We start from the raw sequence: 21,571 nt of genomic DNA, 5'->3' as shown, positions 1-21,571 counted from the left end.
TAATGTTATAGCGAGAGATAGCATATAACAGAGTTTTAAGTGTTTTTTTCGTTATGACTTGAAAAATAGCATAAAATCAATTAGCGCCTGTTTTTCGTTACCTAAATAAAACCTGCTGTAACTTACTCCTTTATAATTAGTCTCTAAAATAAAATCCTCTTTTCTTGATTTTATAACTATCTTTGCATCATCTATATAGATGATTCGGTCTACATCTAATTCTGCCATAATTGGCTTTAATTCCTCTAAGCTTTTTGGTAAATCCTCCATACTATATTTGGAGCTTACAGCATCAATTCTTTGCACAGTTTCTTTATTGTCTTTTATAAAAATATGTATAAAGAACAGTACAACCGTAAAAAGTCCATAGTATATAAAAGAATGTATATCAAACCAGACTGCTAGAACAACACCTACAATCAGAATGCCATACTTATAGATTTCCAATTTCTTGTTATCTTCTCTGAGAATATGTATCTCGATAAGGCTATCTATTCTGTGCTCCCTAGCTATAGTCTTTCTAATCTTAAAGATGTATTGAAAGTCAGATGCCTCCAATAGAAGGGCAGTTCGGACTATTTCTGCAACCTCTTTTTGCTTAGTTTCTTCTAACCTTCTCTTTGTTTCAACTTTATTTAATTCTTCTATATATATCCTAAGATTTTTTTGTTTATAAGATAGTAAAATATCCATAGTCTTTATTACATCTTCAAGGCTAGTACCTATGAAATTAAACATTTCCTTTTTTTGGATTCTATACTCCTCAAACTCTAAGAATATATATTGCTCAGTTTGATAAGCATCAATAACTGGCCATTCACGGGCTACTTCCCAATCTCCAGGAACCCCTGTAGCTCGACTTATCTCTTGTGCTCTTTTAATAGCTTCTCTTTGTGTATACCCTATTTTATAGACATTAGGCATATATGCATTTGTTAGTATGTATATATAGCCATCGTCTTTATTTTTTTCTCTTCTAGACATATATATGTCACCTTTAAATATATTTGTCTTTAGAGAGTGTAATAAAGTGCATAGATAGCTCCAATAATAAAGAAAATATTTAATTGTCCATTTCTTCAATTGTGAAGCGAGTTTTAAAACCATTAACCCTCCTAATTATCCAAATACTAGGCTTTTGACCTGATAAACTAGTAGGGCTGACTAAGTGACTATATCTGCAAAAAATCCTTTATTACGAGCAATACGCCTTGGCTGTTTAACGCTCAGTTCCTAAAGCGCAAATATATTACCATTAATAGTATATATTTGTTTACCTTTAGCAGATTTTTTTACGCCTATGACTTACCTCTACAAATATCTTTGATAGCTGAAACGTTGTATAATATATAACATTCATTTAAAATGAATCTTTAAGTTAATACTTATTCACTCTATTTTAAGTAGACTGCTATGCAATCGATATCCTTACCTAGCAAGCCACCCACTTCACCACATTCGCTTTTTAATCTTAGCTTTCGCATATTTTTTAGTGCGGCGGCAATATTTGCCGTTATATTTATGGTGTTGTGGTCGTTTGTGTTTACCGGTCATACTAATATTGATGCACAGACTTTGAATCCGCTGTACTGGCATGGTCACGAGATGATTTATGGCTATGCATTGGCAGTCGTTGCGGGGTTCTTACTGACGGCAGTGAAGACGTGGACAGGGGTGATGATGCCACACGGCTACCCACTGTTGGGTATTTTTGTTTGTTGGCTGCTGGCGCGTCTGGGTTGGGTGGCGTTTGGTTTAGGCATCGGGCAAGGTGCTTTACTACTATATATAGCGGCCGTGTTTGATATGTTGTTTATCGGTACTATGGCATTTGTGATATTTCGCGCTGTGCTACAGGTTAAGCAATATAAGCAAATGGGCATTTTAGCGAAGCTTGCGCTACTGACAGTTGGTAACGGCCTGTGCTATTGGGGTGTTATTAGCGCGAATATGAACATAACTAAGATAGGAATATATCTAGGATTTTACTTAATTATTGGCTTGATATTGACGATTGGCAGGCGCGTGGTACCCTTTTTTATTGAGCGCGGTCTGAGTATAACGGGTACAGAAAAAATTACGCTGCGAAATAGTAAAGTGCAAGATGTCGCAAGCTTACTGTTTTTCTTAGTCTTTTTTATCACTGATGTATTTTATTATAATAAGTATCTACTGACTATTAGTGCACTTGGCGTGGCGATTGTTAACGTTGTGCGCTTGCTGGGGTGGTATCATCGCGGTATCTGGCAAAAGCCATTGCTATGGTCGCTGTTCATTGCATTTTTGGGCATGTGTCTGAGCTTTGTGTTATACGCGCTACAGCCGTGGCTCGGCTATAACCATAGTATTGCGGTGCATGGACTGTCGATTGCGGGTGTCGGTATGATGACTTTGGCAATGATGGCGCGGGTATCACTAGGTCATACGGGACGTAGTATTCATACGCCTCCTAAAACGGTAAACATCATGTTTGGCCTTATGGTGTTGGTGTTTATCAGTCGTGTGCTGTTGCCCTTGGTTGATACGAGCCATTATTTATTATGGATAATGATAGCGCAAGGGGCATGGATTGCCTGTTTTATACTGTTTTGCATCAGCTATCTGCGTATCTTAGCAAGCCCTAGACCTGACGGTTTATTCGGTTAATGGGCTATTTATAGGTTTTATGTTTAAAAATATAAGAGATAGGAGCATTTTGATATGCGATTGACCAATTATAGTGATTATGCGCTGCGCTCATTGATTTATTTGGCGGTTAAACCTGAGCCGCAAACGCTGGCCAATATTAGCGATATTGTAGAAAGCTATAACATCTCTAAAAGTCATTTAACCAAAATTATTCATCAGCTTGGTCAACTTGGTTATATTGAGGGTGTGCGCGGTAAAAACGGAGGCATACGCTTAGCTCGTGCGCCTAAAGATATTAATTTGGGTGTACTTATCAAACAGATCGAGCCGGACTTTGCATTGGTAGAATGTTTTGCTACGCCGTCGCCTAGTCGTGAGCATGATAACTTAAAGAGTGCTGAGCAGAAAGGATTGTCCATTGCTTTGGTTAATGAGACTGATGTAGTCGGTCAAGAAGTGTTGGGCTGTGTTATCAGTCCCGCATGCCAATTAAAAGGGGTGTTTTTTGCGGCGCTAACGGCATTTATTAACGTGCTTGAGGGTTATACACTGGCAGATATTATTAATAATAAAGTAGAGCTTGCGGAGTTATTGTCTTAACTTATCAACTATTTTACATATTACATAGCAACCCGTACTTTTATATTTCGAATAAGTTGTTTAGTTGATTTTTTAAATACGCTCATCATAAAAGGCACAAAGCCAGCTCGTTTTTCTGCTAGCTCTGTGCTTTTTTTCATGGCTATTAATAGTAGTAATGCGAGTGATATGGAGTGAGTAGTTACTCGTTTCATTACTCATTAATAAAGCGGTTAATTACTGAGCTGCTCTACCACTCGGCTGCCTTGCGATTGGATAGGGCGATTATTACCTTGATATAAGTCAGTCATAATAGCAAGCTGATCGCTGGCAAGCTCAAGCGGCTGCTCGGTAACATACCATTGTACTTCTTCTGAACAAGGCGGGGTGGTCAGCGAACCGGTATAGTGATAGAAAATCGGCATAGCAGGTATCAATGCGGACAAATCAACCTTATTAGCGGTAGATTCGTCATCGTTTTTGACAGCAAGCTCAGTGCCATTAAGTAATAGGCGTAGGGCATCATTGGGTTGACCAACTTGAAGCATCACGCCAATCACGGCAAGGTTACCTTTACTGTTAGCGTGCACAAAATGAATCTCACTTGGATAGCTTTGACCACCGAACTGATGCTCACTTGGGGTGTGATAATGGAACTGTTTGAGCTCAAAGCGCTCGTTGTTGATAGTAATGATATTGTTCTGAGCAGTCGGTGTATAGACGATGGTGTGACCGTTGTCATTAATACGTAAATTTGACGACTTACTATAATTGACGGTAGGGGCGCTAGCTGTCTTGGCCATTTTAGCTATGACGTTATTAATATTAATAGGCGACTGCTCTGTACCAATTTTGCAGGCGCTGGCGCCATCGACATTACCCCAAGACTCAGGACCTGTGTCGCCTGCATATGACCACTTGCGGTGATGAGTCTCGTTACTTGCAACAACTGGAGAAACCACTGTCACGCCACTACCAGTAGGCGCTCCTTTGACCGTTTTATAATTATTAGAGCACGCGGTAAACCCCAGAGCGCTTACCGTCATAAGTGCAATAGCTAGATAACGAGGTTGCATATTAAAGTCCTTTTTATAATTGAAGAAGCTAACTGATTTTGTCAATTTCACTTTTATAACTGCCTATTCAGCTTACCTATAAATAATTTTAAAGTAAGTGATTAGTTACGGTTAAATAACCGTAGTATCTTTTAACAGGAAAACAAATGTTTAGCAAATAGTTGGTAACAAAAACATGAATAGTAATCGAATCATAGGTTTTTAATAGAGTGTTGTTTAGGTAAATCAGTCCTTAATAGGCAGATTTCGATAACTTTGAATTGTAGTTATAAGAAGTAGCAATAATAAAACTAAAAAAGCTACCATTTTGGTAGCCTTTTTTCGTTTCACTTAAAATATGTTATTAATAGAGTGATATTTTAAAGAGGTTAGAAGCGTTAAGACATTAAGCCTTTTCAAGCTTAGGACGGGCTTTATCAATGGCGGTTATCAATACTTTTTCAAAGTCACCAACCTCAAATTCAACCATATGTGAATGCGCTGCACAAAAATGACGAGTATCACGCCACTTATGAGCAAGCTCGGTTGCCCAGTTGCAATATTGCGCGCCAGCATCTGGCGCATCGATGAGCGCGTCTTCAGTACTAGGATGTAAGTTTAGCTCCGGTAGCACCGCATCAAGAATTTTTAAGGGTTGACTCACAAACGTATCGTCAACGTGTAAACTTTGACTGGCCGGATGGTACACCAAGAGTGAGCCTGAGTGAACCTTCTCATCAGGCGCAATATAGTAGATGCCTTTAGGTAAAGAGAATTCAAGTTCAGGATAGCGCTGGGTGACCGCTTCACTTTCTACAAAGTCATCTGCCCATTGCACTTCAGGGACTTGCTGAGGATGGCGCTCACTACCGTAAAAGGTTGCCTGCGGAAAATCTTTGGCCATTTGGGCGCAGTGTACGGTGTGAAACGGATGGACGTTCAATACCGCTTCTACGTCTTGCCCATCATTGGTCAATGCCATGACTTGCGCACGTATCTCATCAGTTAGCGTGTAACTGTCCAAAAAAATAAAACGCCCTGACGCTAACTGCACAAGCGAGCATTGCGTGCCAACATCGATGATACCGATGCGAAACGACCCGCGTATGTTCCAAAAACCTGAACCCAAATTATGAATTTTATCGCTCATTTGTGCTATTCCTTAATAAGTAATGCAGTGAGTAATCCTCTGAAATCGGTGTAATCTCGGTTATGCATAGGTTTATGATTGTCATTGAGAGGCATATTCTATAGTTAGATGTTACGATTATCTTCTATAGTTATGTCGTTTAGAATTATCAAAGTCTGTTATAAAAAAGATATCATATTCTTAATGGTAAGGTCTGTATAAACTTGTGGTAATAGTATAAACCCCTGCTACTGTCGATGGGCTGGGTGCGGTTATTAACCATTTATTTTAAGGCTGTGTTATGAAACTTGCTTATAAAATGAGCGCATCAGCTGTCTTAGCAGCAATGCTGCTAACCGGTTGTTCAAGTCTCGACACTGAGACTACTGATAAAAATGATATAAAAAAAGACGAGGTAGTACAATCATCTCAAACGGTTCCAACGCCGCAAACTGACTTTCGGTTTAGCGCTGCTGAGAACGCTGATATTGCCAATAAAGACAAGCTCTCTTATCGTGTTTTTTATGCTGAGCCCACTAAAGGCGTTGATGGTAAGTGGTTTGATGCGATAAAACATGGCGACTTAGCGTCTGTTAAGTATATGGTAAAAAATGGACAAGATTTAGAGGCAAAAGACACTGATAATCTTGATCAAACGGCTTTGGGCTGGGCTGCATTTATCGGCTATGAAGATATTGTAGATTATCTAATCGGCGAAGGGGCGAGCATTTATGCCACTGATAGAGGTGATGTATACAATGTCATGAAGTCTGCGGCCTTGGGTAAAAATACCAATGTTGTCAAGAAAGTACATGAGTTATTAAATACTAAAGCGCCTGTTGATTTAAATGATCAGACTCAAGAGAGCGATGGTGAAACCTTGATTATGGTTGCCGCTAGTAATAACCGCTTAGAGACTGTGAAGTACCTACTGTCTAAAGGCGCCAATCCCAACTTAGTGGCGACTACCAAAGACAAAACGATGGGGTCGTATAATCAAGGAGCTTACTCCTATGCCTGTACGCGTGGCCATGTAGAGGTGCAGCAATTACTAAAAGAAAACGGGGCGATTAACCATCGTACTGGTAAGGCAAGTTGTGAATAATAGTGTTGATGACGTTAATAAGATAATATTGAAAAACAAGGCTGCTCATATTAATAATAGCGGCCTTATTTTTTAATGAGCTTTAAGTTTTTGCCTTCTATACTTTACTCCTGAGTACCTCTCCCAATGTGATATTATAATGTGCATATCATTATATCTATCAATAGAAATCAAACGAATATAATCAGCGGCATTTATTGCGCTGTTCCTATCACTCACGCTTAGAAAAACGGCGTCTAACATAGTCAGCATCCTCGTGAATAATTCTATAAGCCAGACCCAACAGCCTACTGTACCGCCTTTATCGCCGCGACATAATTCACCGTCATTGGCTTTAAAGCTGACGATTACTTTAATTGGCGTGTTTGCATTTTTGCAAGTGTATTCCATACAAGCAGTGTTGCCAGTGTTGATGATGGATTTTGCTGCGACCGAAGTGCAAGCAGGGATGATTGTTGGGGCGACGGTGATGGCGATTGCGATTATGTCACCGTTTTTAGGGATGCTCTCTGACGCCGTTGGGCGCAAATCCTTTATTGTTGGTGCATTACTATTCTTAGCAATACCAACGGCGTTAATCGCTCAAAGCCCCACCATCGGCTGGATGGGGTTTTGGCGGTTTATGCAAGGCTTATCGGTGCCTGGTATTACGGTGGTGACGATTGCTTATATTGGTGAGGAGTTCGAAGGTCGCGATCTCACTGAACTCATGTCGTTTTATGTATCAGGCTCGGTGCTTGGTGGCTTTATGGGGCGCTTTTTACTTGGACATTTGCATGAATTTATTGGCTGGCGGCAGGGTTATTATGTGATGGCAGCGATGACCTTGATAGGGGCATTGTGGGTTGGCAAGATGCTACCATCGTCTCGTCATTTTGAGGCCAATCCGAATTTTCGTTCAGCGATACAAACGCTTGGTGAGCATTTAACCAATCGTTATGTGGTGACGGCTTGTCTGCTCGGCGCCTGTGTCCTATTCTCGTTAGTTGGCTGCTTTACTTTTATTAATTTGCATCTTGCCAAAGCCCCTTACGAGCTGAGCACCGGACAGCTTGCCAATATCTTTGCCGTGTATCTCATTGGGGTAGTGATTACGCCTTTATCCACGAAGTTATTACGCCGGTTTGGGGCCGCGCGAACGGTTCGAGTTGCGGTAATAACATCAATGGTTGGGGTACTATTAACCCAAGTGACACCACTATGGGGCATTGTTGTCGGTCTTGCGATTATGTCATCAGGCGTCTTTATTACCCAAGCGGCCACCATCAGCTATATCGCGGTCAATGTTAAAAAAGGCCGCTCATTGGCCTCTGGTTTATATTATATGGGATATTATGCTGGCGGTACGATTGGCGCATGGCTATGCGGGCTGGCCTATGCACGCGGTGAATGGGCGATGACCGTATGGCTATTATTATTTGTCCAAGTGTTGGCCTTGATTGTTGCTACTGTTGGAATGGTAAAAACCAAAGCCCGTGCTGCTTAATAGCTAACTTGGCTTATAAATACCTTATCTAACACAAAATAGTGACAAGTAAAACCCTCGTGCTTGAGCGCCTCGTATTACCGAACTTACGTGCGTATGCTTTACATAGCGCTGATTTGTTCTTACTATTAATAGGTATCTTCATTGGTATGGCAATACATAATTAAACTATTTTAAAAGTCATTATTTGCTTATACCTTTTCATGATAAACAAGGAAGTTAAAACTATGTCAAATGCTTACCCTAGTGCGCCGTCCGCTTATGAGTTTCCACTACTTATTAAACAATTATTAAATCGAGCTAAGACGGTCTCTTTAGACCAAGAAATCATTTATGCTGATAAAAAACGTTTCACTTACACCGATTTATTTGCTCGTATCAATCGCTTAGCCAATGTTTTAGCAGGCCTTAATCTTGCTGCAGGAGACGTAGTAGCAGTTATGGATTGGGATAGCCATCGTTATTTAGAGTCCTATTTTGCGGTACCAATGTCACAGTATGTTTTGCAAACCGTTAATGTACGTCTGTCACCGGACAAGGTGCTTTATACGATTAATCATGCCAAGCCAAAAGTGCTGCTGCTCAATTCAGAATTTGCTGCGCTGGTAAAAGATTATCAGTTTGAAAATTCTAGTATCGAGCATATTATCTGGCTTGATGATAATGGCATGACGGTTGAAGGTGTATTTGGCAGTAATCAAAGCCGCGTAGTGGGTGAGTATGAGGCGTTGTTAGAAGCTGCCGATGATCGCTTTGATTTCCCAGACTTTGACGAAAATACGATTGCTACCACTTTTTATACCTCAGGAACGACGGGCGATCCAAAAGGCGTGTTTTTTAGCCATCGCCAGCTGGTATTACACAGCTTGGCAGAAGCGGCGTCACTCGGTATGTTGCCGAATAAGCAAGGCGTCAGCTACGGTGATGTCTATATGCCGATGACGCCAATGTTCCATGTGCATGCGTGGGGCTTTCCGTTTACTGCAACGATGATAGGTCTTAAGCAAGTATATCCGGGTCGCTATGCACCCGATACTTTGCTTGATTTAATTATCAATGAAAAGGTCAGTATTACTCATTGCGTACCAACGATTTTACAAATGGTCCTTAAAGAGGCGCAAGAGCGTAAGGCCAGCTTTAACGGGCTAAAAATGATTATTGGTGGCTCTAGGTTAACTGAGGGCTTAGCAAAAGCGGCATTGTCCCAAGATATTGAAGTCTATACTGGCTATGGTATGTCAGAGACTGCGCCACTTATTAGCTTAACTGACTTTAGTATTAATGAGCCAGAAATGACAGAAGAGGAAGACATCAATCGTCGCTGTATGACTGGTAAACCAGTATTGATGGTCGATGCACAGATTTGGAGTACGGATAATAAATCAGTAGGTATCGGTAAAGACAATACGGGCGAGCTGGTATTACGCGCGCCGTGGTTGACCCAAAGCTACTTGAAAAATGACGATGCCGGCAAGGAGCTATGGGCACACGGCTATATGCACACCCAAGATATCGCTTATATGCAACCTGATGGCACTATAAAGATTACGGATCGCCTAAAAGATGTGATCAAATCGGGTGGCGAATGGATATCGTCACTAGAGATTGAGACCATCTTGTCCTTACATCCAGCAGTCGCTGATGTGTCGGTGATTGGTGTACCTGATAAGCAGTGGGGCGAGCGTCCGTTAGCCTTAGTGGTGCTCAAGCCTGATTGCCAAGATACCAAAGCGGAAGATATTAAAGCCATCGCTGAGCAAGCCGTTAGTAAAGGTATGATTCCTAAATATGGTGTACCGAGTGAGTTTAAGTTCGTTGATGAGCTGCCAAAAACCTCAGTTGGTAAACATGATAAAAAGGTGATGCGTGAGATGTATGGCACTCAAATTGAAGTATAAATAACAATGTTTTTTTATTCATAACACTATTAAAGTTTGGTTGTCTATGAAATAATTTAATACCGACTGTGCTACCTGTTTGAGCAAACTAAAAACCGATTCATGAATGAGTCGGTTTTTATGTTTTATTTCATATAAACCTAGCCTTGTATAAATAGCAGTTTTTTAACTCATATTGGATTTTTATAATGATAAATGATAGCAATAATAAAAACCACACTTTAGCTGTTATGCCTGTCTTACAAGATGCGCCAGTTCTGTTTAATACCGAAGTTACAGATTGTGGTCATCTCATTGGTATTATGACTTTGAATGCGCCAAAGTCTCTAAATGCCCTCAGCGTTGAGATGTGTCAGCTATTATCGACGCAGCTTGAGCGCTGGCAAGTGGACACAAAAGTAGTGGCGATATTGCTAAAAGGTGCTGGCGATAAAGCGTTTTGTGCAGGCGGTGATATCCGCAAGCTTTATAATAGTATGACCGATACAGCAGCAACTCCTAACCCTTATGCTACCGAGTTCTTTAGTGACGAGTATCGTCTATACCGCAAGATGCATTATTATCCTAAGCCATTAATACTATGGGGTGACGGTATTATTATGGGCGGTGGTATGGGTCTAATGGCTGCGTGTAGTCATCGTCTGGTCACTGAGCGCACACGTTTTGCGATGCCTGAGATTAGTATTGGCTTGTTTCCTGACGCCTCTGGTAGCTGGTTTTTGCAGCGTATGCCTGCCAAGATGGGTCTATTCTTAGGACTTACTGGTGTACACTGTAATGCTAATGATGCCCTTTTGGTGAATTTGGCAGAATATGCGGTAGCCAGTAATGATTATGAGGCTATTTTGCAGCGTTTGCGCCAAAGTGATTGGAAGGCAGCTGATATTGCTAATACCAACAGTAGTATTAATAGCAGCAATTCTGCTAGCGCACATAGTGTTACCAGTCGTGCACTAGCCGCGCAGCCAGTAGCGCACTTACCTATCAGTAAGCTGGCCTTATATTGGCAACCTATTCAACGCTTGTTGAATAAGGGTGGTTTGGCTGATATTGACCGAGTGTTACGTGATGATTCAGAGTTAGCGCAGCTTGATGCTGACTTTGCCAACGACAGCTGGACTCAGCGGGCAATCGCTACTTATCGCCACGGTTGTCCAGTTACTGCAGCATTAACTTATGCGCTATATAACAAAGTTGCGACGCTATCATTAGAGCAGATTCTATATTTAGAGACCAATGTAGCCGTAAACTGCGCAGCCAATCTAGACTTTAGGGAAGGGGTTCGTGCCTTACTGATAGATAAGGACAGAAATCCGCAATGGTCGCGTACATTAGCCGACTGTTTAACACTAGAGGGGCGCGAATATATTACTCAACATCTTGTTAGTCCGTACCCTGCTGGCGAGCACCCTCTTGATAACTGGTTCACGACTACTGCTCAAAGCTTAATAATCAATAACGTTTACTAATAACTAAGCGTATTAAGTTAATAAAAACGACGCTTTCGACTTGAGATAATATATCCAGTTTTAAAGAAGAAATACAATTAGTTTTGTAGCTCATAAACCAATTCTTGAATATCAAGTGCCGCGGCTTGCAGACGTGGTACGTGAGTTAATAGCTCTTCTAAAGATACTCGAATTGTGGGGCCATGCACATAAAGGGAAGCCAGATAACGTGACTTTTTATCTAGTATCGGCACCGCCACGGTTACCATTTCCGAGATAAATTCCTCGTTATCGATACCAATGCCTAGCTTGGCAAGACGATCAAGCTCAGCGTTTAGCAGCTCAATATCCACAATGGTATTTTTAGTGAATTTACTGAGCGCCAAGCTATGCAGCATTTTGCGGCGACTGGCCTTCGATAATTGACTCAGATAAAGCTTACCAGTACCTGTACACCACATTGGCGACTTGGCGCCCACTGGCAGATAAATCTGTAGCGGTAGCGTAGTCTGCACGCGATTGGTATATGTCATATTCATCTGATAAGGAATAGCGATACCGCAAGACTCTTTAATATCATCCACCAGTCTTTGTAATACCACTTGGCGTTCATTAAAAAAATGCCGTTGTTGCCAGAGCTCAACACTCAAATTGCGCACCCTTTTACCAGGGATAATACCACCACCAATATCAACCGCGATAAAACCTTCATCGACCAGGTTTTGAATCAAACGATGGATAGTTGGTTTGGGAATATTAAGCGCTTGCGATAACTCAAGCGGCGAGATAGGTTTGGGTGCATAGGACACCGCTTCAACAATCTCTAAGACACGGGTTATTGATGAGACTTTAGGCATAGACAACGCTCGGCAATGAAGAAAGAAGGGAGGGGGTGGCAATAAAAAATAAAGATTAATGAGTAGTAAAATTGCTAAATGATAGCACAATGTACCATTTGAGTAGACTATAAGCACTTTGTAGCAGGTGGCTATTATTAGTTGGACGATAATAGTTGGACGAACATAAAATATTGAGTACAGTAACTCAGACACAGAAAGTAGTAACTATAGATACATTATCTAACGCATGACAACAATCTGTAGTAATAACTTATAAAACTGTTATTGAGTTCGCTTAGAAATTACGACATCATAGTCACATACTTTGTACTGTTATTTCTCAAAACACAATTTCTATTACTAAATTTACTTAAGATTTGTATCTACAGCCAGCCTAATCTCATAACTCTTAATAATATGTCATTCTAATTATAAAGCTTTCTATCATTAAGTTGTTATTAAGTTACTTTAGGAGTATTGTGTAACATTAAAGCTGTGTTGTATGGTTTAATGTGGCTATTATTACAACATCTATGCAATCTTTACACAATGGCAAATAAAAAGGTCAACTTTAGGGGTGACTTTTTGAGCTAAAATTGTTTTAATCTGCTCAACAAAATGATTGTTTAAAATAAAGGCTAGACAATCTTTTTTTGTGGGCAGTTGTCTTATACCTTAGGAGAGTAAATATGAAACTTATTAAATTAACGGCTATCTCTGCCGCTGTTTTGGCATCAAGCGCAGCTTTAGCAGCTGATCCTGTTATCGTTGTTAACGATGCAGACGTTTACGAAGTCCAACCAGTTGCTTATGAAGTTGCGCCAGTGGCTTATACTGCTGCGCCTGCTTATCAGTACAACCAAGACGCTGGTGTTATCCGTAACACCACTGGTGCTGTATTTGGTGGTACTAAGACTTTCTTTAACACAGTAACTCATCCAGCAGCTATCAGCGCTGAAGTTGGTACGCTGGGTTATGGTGCTAATATCGGTTGGGGACTTAATGAAAAAACTGAACTACAAGCCGGTTGGGCAGGTGGTGATGTAGCTGATCTTTTCGGTGGTGACTTTGATGCTAAAGGCATTAACTATGACGTCGACACTGATTTTAGCAACCCGTACATGGGTGTACAATTACGTCCTGCAGGCAACTGGTTCACTATGGGTGCTGGTATTATCGTACCTGATAACGATATCGACGTTCGTGCTAATGCTGACGGTAAAGGTTTCTACAGTATCGATGGCCAAAAGTTCTACACTGGCAAAGCCGAATCTAACCGTCTAGATGATGATTTTGGTGCTGATGGTGTTGGTAACTTAGAAGGGTATATTGAGCATCGTAACAAGTTAGCTCCTTATGCTACTCTTGGCTTCCGTCCTAATATCACTAATAACTTTGGTGTGTTTGGTGAAGTTGGTGCTGCATATATGGGTAAAGTAGATGCAACTATCAAACGTGTAGGCGGTATTGATGGCGATGCTACTAATATCGCAGCAGCAAACAAAGCTGCTCGTCAAGCTGAAAAAGATCTAGAAGACAAAAGCTGGTTAGAGTGGTTACCAATTGTTAAACTTGGTGCAACTTACCGCTTCTAATTGCTATCTATCGTACTTTGTAAGTACTGTAAATAGTAAGTTAAGTTAAGCAAAAGAAACGACCTTCGGGTCGTTTTTTTTATTTCTATACAGAGCAGTTTTACTTACTGATAATTGCCTTAAAAAATGACAAGCATCTGCTGGGAAGAGAGAATTACAATTTGATAATCAGATTTATTATCATTGATAAGAAAGTTTGTAGTGCAATCCTTATTTAAGCCAGCCATAAGGTCAGGAATAATGGCCATATAATTCATACCTAAACCTTGCGCGAGTTTGTAGTGATAAATTTTAATAAAGCTTTCTTTAATTTGCCATAACCATTTAACAATAACAAGCCGTTGTTCTATAGGTAGCTTAACTAAAAAATCAATTTCAGCAGGATGATAAAAACGCTGTGCTACAGTCCAAGCGATATTCTGGGTTTCGATATCTATACCAATGGTACGGCGGTAACTGATAGCGACAGCAACCTTATCATTTGACTGACCGCTTCCTAAACCATCCATTCCTGAATGACTAAAGCATACGTAATAGCCACTATTCATCAAGCGATAAGGAAATTGTGATTCATTCAATGTGTCATTGATATTAAGTTTAGTAATAAGGCTATGCAGTAAGAGACGAACCCCTTTACGCTGCTGTTGCCGTCTGTTATGAGCGATTTGGGGTGTTGATAGCTGGTTTTTAGGGTTATTAATTTGCCACAATAAAGTTTTAGAATTAAACGGCATATAATTAAGAAGTAGGTCAAAAGGTGCTAAGGGTTTAAATAAGTCTGACCATATAGAGGTCGGTATTGGCCGAATAAGTTTAGCAGTAGCACACCATGTTATGGAATCAAGTTGGGTATAGCAAATGTCTTGTAGATATAAGGTTGGCATAAGTAATCTATGTTGAAAATCCGCAGATAACTGAAGGTTTTATTAATCTGAACCTAAGCAAAAAAGCCTAGTAATATCAATATTACTAGGCTTTTCGTATGCTAAGTCACTTAATTTTAAATGAATGAATGTCACTTAAACAGTCATTATGAATAACTAACAGTAGCAGTTAGTAAGACAATTCAGCACGGCGGTTTTGGCTATATGCTTCTTCATTAGCACCGGCAGCGACAGGACGTTCTTCACCATAGCTGATAACTTGGAGGTTATTGGTTGACGCGCCTTGAGAAGCAAGATAACCACTGACAGCCTGCGCACGGCGCTCGCCTAGTGCTATATTATATTCACGGCTACCGCGCTCATCGGTATGACCTGCAATCACAACACCTGCTGCTGGGTTAGAGCTTAATAGGCTTGCGTGCTGGCTTAGGACGCTGGCTGACTGCGAACTAATATCACTGCTGTCAAAATCAAAGTACACGACAGCTTGTAAGTTATTAGCGGCAGCAATGATATCACTGGTGTTTTGAAAGCCAACAGCGCCCGTATAACCAATTTGGCCACTTGGGATACCTAAAGGGGCAACAACCACTTCAGAGGTCGCACGTTTGGTTGCACAACCTGTGGTTAGTGCTACAGCACTTGACAACACAGCAAGTAAAGCGATTTTGACAAAACGGTTGTTCGTTGAAGTGCTGGATAAAGCGACATTAATTGACATGATGAGCTCCTAAATTTTTGATCAAATTCGTTATTTTTGAAACTGCTTATAGTAAACGTTAGGCAATTGCTGCCCATAGTAGTGTTAATGTTACGTTATGTAAATAGCACTACTGTAAATGATGCCAAAATTTTCTAATGATTACAATATACATTTAACGCCCTTAGTTGATTGCTGGTATTTAGGTAAGGAATAAAGTGACTTTTAGTAACCTTCTATAGTTATAGACAAATAACTATGCAAACGGTTATGTCTATCTAAAATTTATAATTACACTTAGTCTCAGCAATACTCTACTCTTGAAATTTCTCCACTGACACCAATGTAGTTATAAGGCTAAATTCACTTAAAAATATACTGTTAGACGCATTTTATAATACTTAGTTTACTGCCCATTTTTGCTGGTTTTATACCATATTCATAATTAACAATAGGAGACTTTATGTCTACCGCTGAGAATAATACCCAAATAATTAATCCTGAGATGGCAGATGTACCGCTGCATGAACCTAGTGAAATTAACAGTAAGATCAATTTAAAAGACTATAAGAAGCCAAGCTTTGATGTGGAAACGGTTGATTTAGATATTAAACTGTTTGCCGGTTATGCCTTGGTTGATAGCAAGTTAGTAATGCAGCGTCAGGCAGCAGGTGATTTAGTATTAAATGGTGAAGATGTTGAGTTGATGGCTATCACGCTTGATGGTGAGACGCTTGCTACTGAGCGTTACAAGCAAGCTGATGGCAAGCTGATCATTAGTGATGCGCCTGATACTTTAACTTTGGAGCTGCAAGTACGTATCCATCCGCAAACCAATACTGCGCTTGAAGGTTTATATATGGCGGGTAGCGGCAGTGATACTATGTTTGTCACTCAATGTGAGCCTGAGGGCTTTCGTAAGATTACCTTTTATCCAGATCGTCCTGATGTACTCGCCATATTTACCACGCGTTTGGAAGCGGATAAGCGCTATCCAACACTATTGTCTAACGGTAACTTAGTTGAAGAGGGCGACGTTACGGATGCACCAGACCGTCACTATGCGATTTGGCATGACCCCACGAATAAGCCCAGCTATCTATTTGCCTGTGTGGCTGCTGATTTAGATGTGCTCACCGATTATCATACTACTAGTGAAGGGCGTGAGGTCACGCTTGAAGTATTTGCTAAGTCAACTGATATCGATAAATGTCACGTTGGTATGCAAGCTTTGAAAGATTCGATGGTGTGGGATGAGGTTAATTACGGCCGCGCCTATGATTTAGATCGTTATATGATAGTGGCGGTCAGTCAATTTAATATGGGTGCGATGGAGAACAAAGGCCTTAATATCTTTAATACCGCTTGCGTATTATCCAGCCCAGAAACCACCACTGATGCGCGCAGCTTTAATGTCAAAGCCGTCATTGCCCATGAATACTTTCATAACTGGACAGGTAACCGTATTACTTGCCGCGATTGGTTTCAACTGTGCCTAAAAGAAGGTTTGACTGTATTCCGTGATCAATCCTTTTCTGCCGATCAGCAATCCAGCGCCGTGCAGCGTATTGATGATGTGGCGACCTTGCGTGCGCATCAGTTTGCTGAAGATGCTGGGCCACTTGCCCATCCCGTTCGCCCTGAAAGCTTTGTTGAGATTAACAACTTTTATACCACGACTATCTATGAGAAAGGCGCAGAAATTGTACGCATGCTCGCCAATACCTTAGGGCCAGATAATTTCCGTAGAGGGACGGACGAATATTTCCGTCGTTACGATGGTCAGGCAGTCACCGTTGAAGATTTCTTATCGGCATTGAGTATCACTGACAGTAAGATTGAAGAATTCATTGCTTGGTATCGCCAGCCGGGTACGCCAATACTATCGGGTCATCAGCATTATGATAGTGCGACTCAGACTTTGACCATTACTTTGAGTCAACAGACCCGTCACGTTGCAGGCTTTGATGCGCCAATACCTTTGCCTATTCCAGTAGCAACTGCCTTGTTTGATAAGGCAACGGGTACGATTATCGCTGAGCGTATGTTGATGTTAGATCAAGCACAGCAAACCTTTAGCTTTGATAATGTTAGCAGCGAGCCGGTAGTGTCATTGCTACGTGACTTTAGTGCACCGGTACAGCTGAATTACGATTACCAAGATGAAGATTTGGCATTTTTATTGACTCATGAAACCAACGGCTTTAACCGCTGGCAAGTGACGCAAATGCTGGTCAATCGCATTTTGCTACAAAGTAATGATTCCAAAGTTTATTTGCAAGCTTTGGCAAAAACGCTGCCAACTTTGGCGGTTACTGATCCCATGTTAGCAGCGCGTTTATTAGATATTCCATCCGCGCAAGAGTTGGCATCGGCTATTCATCAAAACTATGATCCAGTATTGATTAAACAGCAGCGTGACCGCTTATATAGTCAAGTTGCTGAATCACTAAAAGATCAGTGGACGATTCTCTATAATCAGTTACCGTTAGAGGTGTATTCAGATAGCCCAGAAGCGCTTGGCAAGCGTGCATTGCGTAATGTTGTGTTAGATATGGCCTTGACTGCTGGCATTAGCGAGGCAGGTAAATGGGCGCAGCAGCAATATGATAACGCCAGCTGTATGACTGAACGTTTTGGTGCGCTAAAAGCGATGGTCAATTATCAAGTGACAGGAAGTGATGATTATCTGGCAGATTTCTATCAGCGTTTTCAAGACGATGAGTTAGTGATTGATTTATGGTTTAGTGTGCAAGCATCCGCTGAGCATGTGACTACCGATGATATCCAAACGTTACTTGAACGTGATGACTTTGATTGGAATACGCCCAACCGCATCCGTTCAGTTATTAGTGCCTTTACTGCCCAGCCTACCGTACTTTGGACGCCAGAGGGCTTAGATATCTATACTAGTGTGATTAAAAAAATGGATGAGGCCAATCCAGTATTAGCCTCACGCTTGCTGCAAGTACTGGCGCGTTGGTATACGCTGGTTGAACCGCGTCGCCACATGGCGCAAGACCATCTTAATGCCTTGCAGCAGCAAGTATCCTCTAAGCATGTGCTTGAGAGCTTGGCTAGTGTATTGGGTGCGATGGGAGAGTAGTATTTACAACGGGGCTTACTAATACTCTAAGCATTAGGGTTTTTAAGCCAGTCAAGTTTGTAAAATATTAACTTCTAAAGCATAAAAGAGCCCACCTATTTATAGGTGGGCTTTTTTATGTCTAGCTTTCAATAAAACCATATCTAGCTGGCTAAGAAAAATAGCTCACTAACGAAATTGGTGATTAACGAGTAGGTAGAATGTCTTTTACCATATCACGTAAGCTATGTAGTGCTGTAACCGTGCTGTCCCAATCGAGGCAACCATCAGTGATAGATACGCCGTATTCTAGAGCGTCTAAGTCAGCGGTCAGTTTCTGACTGCCGCCTTTTAGATGGCTCTCAATCATCATGCCGATAATTGATTTATTGCCGTTTTGGATTTGTTCAGCGACGTTGTTAATCACCATCGGTTGCAAGTAAGGGTCTTTACCTGAGTTGGCATGGCTGGAGTCAATCATAATCTTGCCGCTGGTTTTACCTTCGGCTAGCGCATTTTCAACTTGCTCAACGGCCGTTTCATCATAGTTAGGTTTGCCATTACCACCGCGCAATACTACGTGGGCGTAAGGGTTACCTTTTGACTTGATGATACAGACTTTACCATCTGCTGATAGACCTAAGAAGCTATGGCCAGCTTTTACCGCTTGCATAGCGTTGACAGCAACAGTCATGCCGCCATCAGTCCCATTTTTAAAGCCGACGGGACAAGATAAACCTGAGCTCATCTCACGATGGGTCTGGCTTTCGGTGGTACGCGCACCAATCGCTGACCAGCTGATTAAGTCTTGCATGTACTGCGGCGTGTTCGGATCGAGTGCTTCGGTGGCACACGGCAAGCCTTTTTCATTCAAGTCAATTAGCAGCTTACGTGCAGTACGCAAACCTTTTTGAATATCAAAACTATCATTCATATCAGGGTCATTAATCATGCCTTTCCAGCCGACGGTGGTACGTGGCTTTTCAAAATAGACGCGCATGACCACAAATATAGTATCTTCAATCTCTTTTGCTAACACGGCTAAGCGGTCCGCATACTCATGCGCGGCCTTAATATCATGAATCGAGCAAGGACCAATGACCACAAATAAGCGCTTGTCGGTACCATCTAAGATATCTTGGATAGTATGGCGACCTTTTAAGACGGTTTTATAGGCCGGCTCTGTCAATGGCAGCTCAGATTTTAGCTCAGCTGGAGTAATTAAGGGGATGAATTGTTCAATATTCACGTCATCAATATCTGCATTATGAGTAGCTGGTGTGGTCATAGTTATATGTCGTCTAGCTAATTTATAGGGAGTTTCATTATGCGTTGAAAAGCTACAGTTGACAAGGGTGGTCGGGTAGTTAATTGACTGATAAGTGGAATGTAGAAACCAATATTTTGTTATACTTACCTGTTATCTAGATATTCAATAGAATTTTTCACTGCTGTTTTTAGCTTAAATTTAAGCTAATTAAGAGTAATTGATAGCGGCACTGTTTAATAATTAAAGCTAAGCAGGTTAGTACTTTGAGAATAGCATTTAAAGTTAGCTGGGTTAAGTAATAATTGATCGAGGTATAATGCTATCATTTGGCTATTTTTACCCGTGTCACGTATGATGGCGACTTATAAATAGCGGTTCGTACTATACTTTTGCGTTGTCCGTTATGCCTTGTCAATATCGAGAGCTCGTTATGATAGATTCTGCTACGCCGCCCAAGCCTGAGACGTCTTTTAAACGCAATAACTTAACGAGCACCTCTTCTACCCACTCAACAGAGACAAATACTGAAATGGCAAAATCGTTCAAAATGCCTAGCAAGTTGCCTAACAAATCATCTAGCTCGCCGTTAGTGATAGGTATTGTTGCCGGCGAGGTGTCTGGCGATAGTTTGGGTGCTGACTTTATGCAGCAGATGAATAATCTACGCGACGATATCATTTGGGTGGGTGTGGGCGGTATAAAAATGGCGGCGCAAGGATTGCAAATCATTTTTTCATTATCGCGCTTGGCAGTGATGGGTTTAGTAGAAGTGTTGGCACAATTACCAGATTTACTGAAAGCGCGCCGTGAGCTATTGGCGGCTTTTAAAACTGTTGACATTGATTGGTTCGTTGGTATTGATGCGCCTGATTTTAATTTGCGCGTTGCCAAAAAACTGAAGCCCCAAGGCGTATTTTGCGTGCAATATGTCAGTCCGTCAATTTGGGCGTGGCGGGAATCTCGTATTCATGGAATTAAAGCCGCTACTAACTTAGTGCTGTGCTTGTTTCCCTTTGAGCTTGCGGTCTATGAGCGTTATGGCCATCCAGCAATATGTGTCGGCCATCCACTGTTACGCACTATCAATCAAGAGTTGTTAGAGACGCCAACTCAGCAATTACGTAGTGAATTGGTCTGGCATAATGACGGTTTACAGCAGTTTTTTAGGGAACGTTTTGAGGAGGTAAGTCAGCTTATCTGTGTGATGCCAGGGTCAAGACGTGGTGAGATCACCGCTATTTTGCCTTTGATGCTTGACGGTATCGAAAAGCTATTATTGCTCGACTCTAAGCTATGTTTTATTGTTCCAACAGTTGATCACAATCATCAATATATTGTCCAAGCAGTGATTGATAAACGCTCAGAAACACTGCGGGCAGCTATTGCCGTGGTTTATGATGAAAGCCAGCTGGCGTTTAGTCAACAAGCAATGGCAGCATCAGATATTATTATCTTAGCGTCGGGTACTGCAACCCTTGAGGCCATGCTGCTTGAGCGCCCGATGGTAGTGATTTATCAGCTTAACGAATTGACGTATCAAATCGCGAAACGCTTGGTAAAAGTCTCTTATGTGGCGCTGCCTAACATCTTAGCTGGCAAGGCAATTGTGACTGAACTGATTCAAGAACAAGCCAATGGCGATAATATTTGTCGTACAGTGACTAAACTGTTGCAACCGCGTGCCTATAATGAACAACTAACAGCGCTGAGTAAGACTAAGAAAGCTCTACAACAACAAAGCAATCATAATCCTGCTTATAGTGTGATTGAACAATGGTACGCGCAAAACTATCGTTAGATAGCGCTAATAAGTATCAAAAAAATAAAACATTCAAAGCTTTGTCGATGATTATGGTTATGGAAAGTTATG

The 21,571-nt window shown here is 41.3% G+C and carries 16 protein-coding genes; 9 read left to right on the top strand and 7 right to left on the bottom strand.

What is annotated here, in order from left to right:
- Positions 1 to 51: 51 nt before the first annotated feature.
- Complete coding sequence (locus tag ES754_RS03640) at positions 52 to 984, bottom strand: GIY-YIG nuclease family protein (protein ID WP_170231073.1); 933 nt, start codon at positions 982 to 984, stop codon at positions 52 to 54.
- A 429-nt stretch (positions 985 to 1,413) separates the two neighbouring features.
- On the opposite strand from ES754_RS03640, the gene ES754_RS03635 reads away from it, so the two are divergent.
- Together ES754_RS03635 and ES754_RS03630 are read left to right on the top strand one after the other, a co-directional pair.
- Positions 1,414 to 2,646, top strand: a complete 1,233-nt coding sequence (locus tag ES754_RS03635) for an NnrS family protein (RefSeq protein ID WP_147222137.1) — start codon at positions 1,414 to 1,416, stop codon at positions 2,644 to 2,646.
- 54 nt (positions 2,647 to 2,700) lie between these two features.
- Positions 2,701 to 3,228, top strand: a complete 528-nt coding sequence (locus ES754_RS03630; protein ID WP_147222135.1) for an Rrf2 family transcriptional regulator — start codon at positions 2,701 to 2,703, stop codon at positions 3,226 to 3,228.
- A 212-nt stretch (positions 3,229 to 3,440) separates the two neighbouring features.
- Here ES754_RS03630 and ES754_RS03625 read toward each other — a convergent pair whose 3' ends face one another.
- Together ES754_RS03625 and ES754_RS03620 are read right to left on the bottom strand one after the other, a co-directional pair.
- Positions 3,441 to 4,283 (bottom strand): carbonic anhydrase, encoded by an 843-nt coding sequence (locus ES754_RS03625; RefSeq protein WP_147222133.1) that lies wholly within the window; start codon positions 4,281 to 4,283, stop codon positions 3,441 to 3,443.
- Positions 4,284 to 4,668: 385 nt separating this feature from the next.
- Positions 4,669 to 5,412, bottom strand: a complete 744-nt coding sequence (locus tag ES754_RS03620) for a hypothetical protein (protein WP_147222131.1) — start codon at positions 5,410 to 5,412, stop codon at positions 4,669 to 4,671.
- 280 nt (positions 5,413 to 5,692) lie between these two features.
- On the opposite strand from ES754_RS03620, the gene ES754_RS03615 reads away from it, so the two are divergent.
- From ES754_RS03615 to ES754_RS03600, 4 genes are all read left to right on the top strand, one after another.
- Positions 5,693 to 6,496, top strand: coding sequence for an ankyrin repeat domain-containing protein (locus ES754_RS03615; RefSeq protein WP_147222129.1), 804 nt, complete (start codon positions 5,693 to 5,695; stop codon positions 6,494 to 6,496).
- 340 nt (positions 6,497 to 6,836) lie between these two features.
- Positions 6,837 to 7,982: an MFS transporter gene (locus ES754_RS03610; RefSeq protein WP_147223261.1), complete on the top strand. Its 1,146-nt coding sequence runs from the start codon at positions 6,837 to 6,839 to the stop codon at positions 7,980 to 7,982.
- A gap of 227 nt (positions 7,983 to 8,209) precedes the next feature.
- Positions 8,210 to 9,880, top strand: a complete 1,671-nt coding sequence (locus ES754_RS03605) for a fatty acid--CoA ligase (RefSeq protein ID WP_147222127.1) — start codon at positions 8,210 to 8,212, stop codon at positions 9,878 to 9,880.
- Positions 9,881 to 10,068: 188 nt separating this feature from the next.
- Entirely contained in the window at positions 10,069 to 11,349 is a 1,281-nt protein-coding gene (locus tag ES754_RS03600) for an enoyl-CoA hydratase/isomerase family protein (protein WP_227677713.1), read from the top strand.
- 77 nt (positions 11,350 to 11,426) lie between these two features.
- On the opposite strand, the gene ES754_RS03595 is transcribed toward ES754_RS03600, so the two are convergent.
- On the bottom strand, positions 11,427 to 12,185 hold the full coding sequence (locus ES754_RS03595; protein ID WP_147222125.1) for an IclR family transcriptional regulator: 759 nt from the start codon (positions 12,183 to 12,185) through the stop codon (positions 11,427 to 11,429).
- Between the two features lie 671 nt (positions 12,186 to 12,856).
- On the opposite strand from ES754_RS03595, the gene ES754_RS03590 reads away from it, so the two are divergent.
- Entirely contained in the window at positions 12,857 to 13,762 is a 906-nt protein-coding gene (locus ES754_RS03590; RefSeq protein ID WP_147222123.1) for a hypothetical protein, read from the top strand.
- Between the two features lie 119 nt (positions 13,763 to 13,881).
- Here ES754_RS03590 and ES754_RS03585 read toward each other — a convergent pair whose 3' ends face one another.
- Both ES754_RS03585 and pal read right to left on the bottom strand, forming a co-directional pair.
- Complete coding sequence (locus tag ES754_RS03585; RefSeq protein ID WP_147222121.1) at positions 13,882 to 14,646, bottom strand: 4'-phosphopantetheinyl transferase family protein; 765 nt, start codon at positions 14,644 to 14,646, stop codon at positions 13,882 to 13,884.
- Positions 14,647 to 14,815: 169 nt separating this feature from the next.
- Complete coding sequence (gene pal, locus ES754_RS03580; RefSeq protein ID WP_147222119.1) at positions 14,816 to 15,367, bottom strand: peptidoglycan-associated lipoprotein Pal; 552 nt, start codon at positions 15,365 to 15,367, stop codon at positions 14,816 to 14,818.
- Between the two features lie 442 nt (positions 15,368 to 15,809).
- Here pal and pepN point away from each other — a divergent pair, with 442 nt between their 5' ends.
- Complete coding sequence (gene pepN, locus ES754_RS03575; protein ID WP_147222117.1) at positions 15,810 to 18,452, top strand: aminopeptidase N; 2,643 nt, start codon at positions 15,810 to 15,812, stop codon at positions 18,450 to 18,452.
- Positions 18,453 to 18,636: 184 nt separating this feature from the next.
- On the opposite strand, the gene ES754_RS03570 is transcribed toward pepN, so the two are convergent.
- A complete protein-coding gene (locus tag ES754_RS03570; RefSeq protein WP_147222115.1) occupies positions 18,637 to 19,719 on the bottom strand; it encodes a 3-deoxy-7-phosphoheptulonate synthase in 1,083 nt (360 codons plus the stop codon).
- A 511-nt stretch (positions 19,720 to 20,230) separates the two neighbouring features.
- Between ES754_RS03570 and lpxB the strand changes: the two genes are divergently transcribed.
- Positions 20,231 to 21,499, top strand: coding sequence for a lipid-A-disaccharide synthase (gene lpxB / locus ES754_RS03565; protein WP_147223257.1), 1,269 nt, complete (start codon positions 20,231 to 20,233; stop codon positions 21,497 to 21,499).
- The last annotated feature ends 72 nt before the right edge of the window (positions 21,500 to 21,571 follow it).

Source organism: Psychrobacter frigidicola (assembly GCF_007997305.1).
GTDB classification, from domain to species: domain Bacteria; phylum Pseudomonadota; class Gammaproteobacteria; order Pseudomonadales; family Moraxellaceae; genus Psychrobacter; species Psychrobacter frigidicola.
Note: the sequence above shows the minus strand (reverse complement) of the source record. Positions and strands in the feature narration are given on the sequence as shown.

Excerpts from the sequence above, each read along its gene's own strand:
- ES754_RS03620 (WP_147222131.1), bottom strand. The coding sequence starts at position 5,412 with ATGAGCGATAAAATTCATAATTTGGGTTCAGGTTTTTGGAACATACGC.
- ES754_RS03570 (WP_147222115.1), bottom strand. The coding sequence starts at position 19,719 with ATGACCACACCAGCTACTCATAATGCAGATATTGATGACGTGAATATT.
- ES754_RS03600 (WP_227677713.1), top strand. The coding sequence starts at position 10,069 with ATGATAAATGATAGCAATAATAAAAACCACACTTTAGCTGTTATGCCT.
- ES754_RS03605 (WP_147222127.1), top strand. The coding sequence starts at position 8,210 with ATGTCAAATGCTTACCCTAGTGCGCCGTCCGCTTATGAGTTTCCACTA.
- pal (WP_147222119.1), bottom strand. The coding sequence starts at position 15,367 with ATGTCAATTAATGTCGCTTTATCCAGCACTTCAACGAACAACCGTTTT.
- ES754_RS03595 (WP_147222125.1), bottom strand. The coding sequence starts at position 12,185 with ATGCCTAAAGTCTCATCAATAACCCGTGTCTTAGAGATTGTTGAAGCG.
- ES754_RS03640 (WP_170231073.1), bottom strand. The coding sequence starts at position 984 with ATGTCTAGAAGAGAAAAAAATAAAGACGATGGCTATATATACATACTA.
- ES754_RS03590 (WP_147222123.1), top strand. The coding sequence starts at position 12,857 with ATGAAACTTATTAAATTAACGGCTATCTCTGCCGCTGTTTTGGCATCA.
- lpxB (WP_147223257.1), top strand. The coding sequence starts at position 20,231 with ATGGCAAAATCGTTCAAAATGCCTAGCAAGTTGCCTAACAAATCATCT.
- ES754_RS03585 (WP_147222121.1), bottom strand. The coding sequence starts at position 14,646 with ATGCCAACCTTATATCTACAAGACATTTGCTATACCCAACTTGATTCC.
- ES754_RS03630 (WP_147222135.1), top strand. The coding sequence starts at position 2,701 with ATGCGATTGACCAATTATAGTGATTATGCGCTGCGCTCATTGATTTAT.
- ES754_RS03625 (WP_147222133.1), bottom strand. The coding sequence starts at position 4,283 with ATGCAACCTCGTTATCTAGCTATTGCACTTATGACGGTAAGCGCTCTG.
- ES754_RS03615 (WP_147222129.1), top strand. The coding sequence starts at position 5,693 with ATGAAACTTGCTTATAAAATGAGCGCATCAGCTGTCTTAGCAGCAATG.
- pepN (WP_147222117.1), top strand. The coding sequence starts at position 15,810 with ATGTCTACCGCTGAGAATAATACCCAAATAATTAATCCTGAGATGGCA.
- ES754_RS03635 (WP_147222137.1), top strand. The coding sequence starts at position 1,414 with ATGCAATCGATATCCTTACCTAGCAAGCCACCCACTTCACCACATTCG.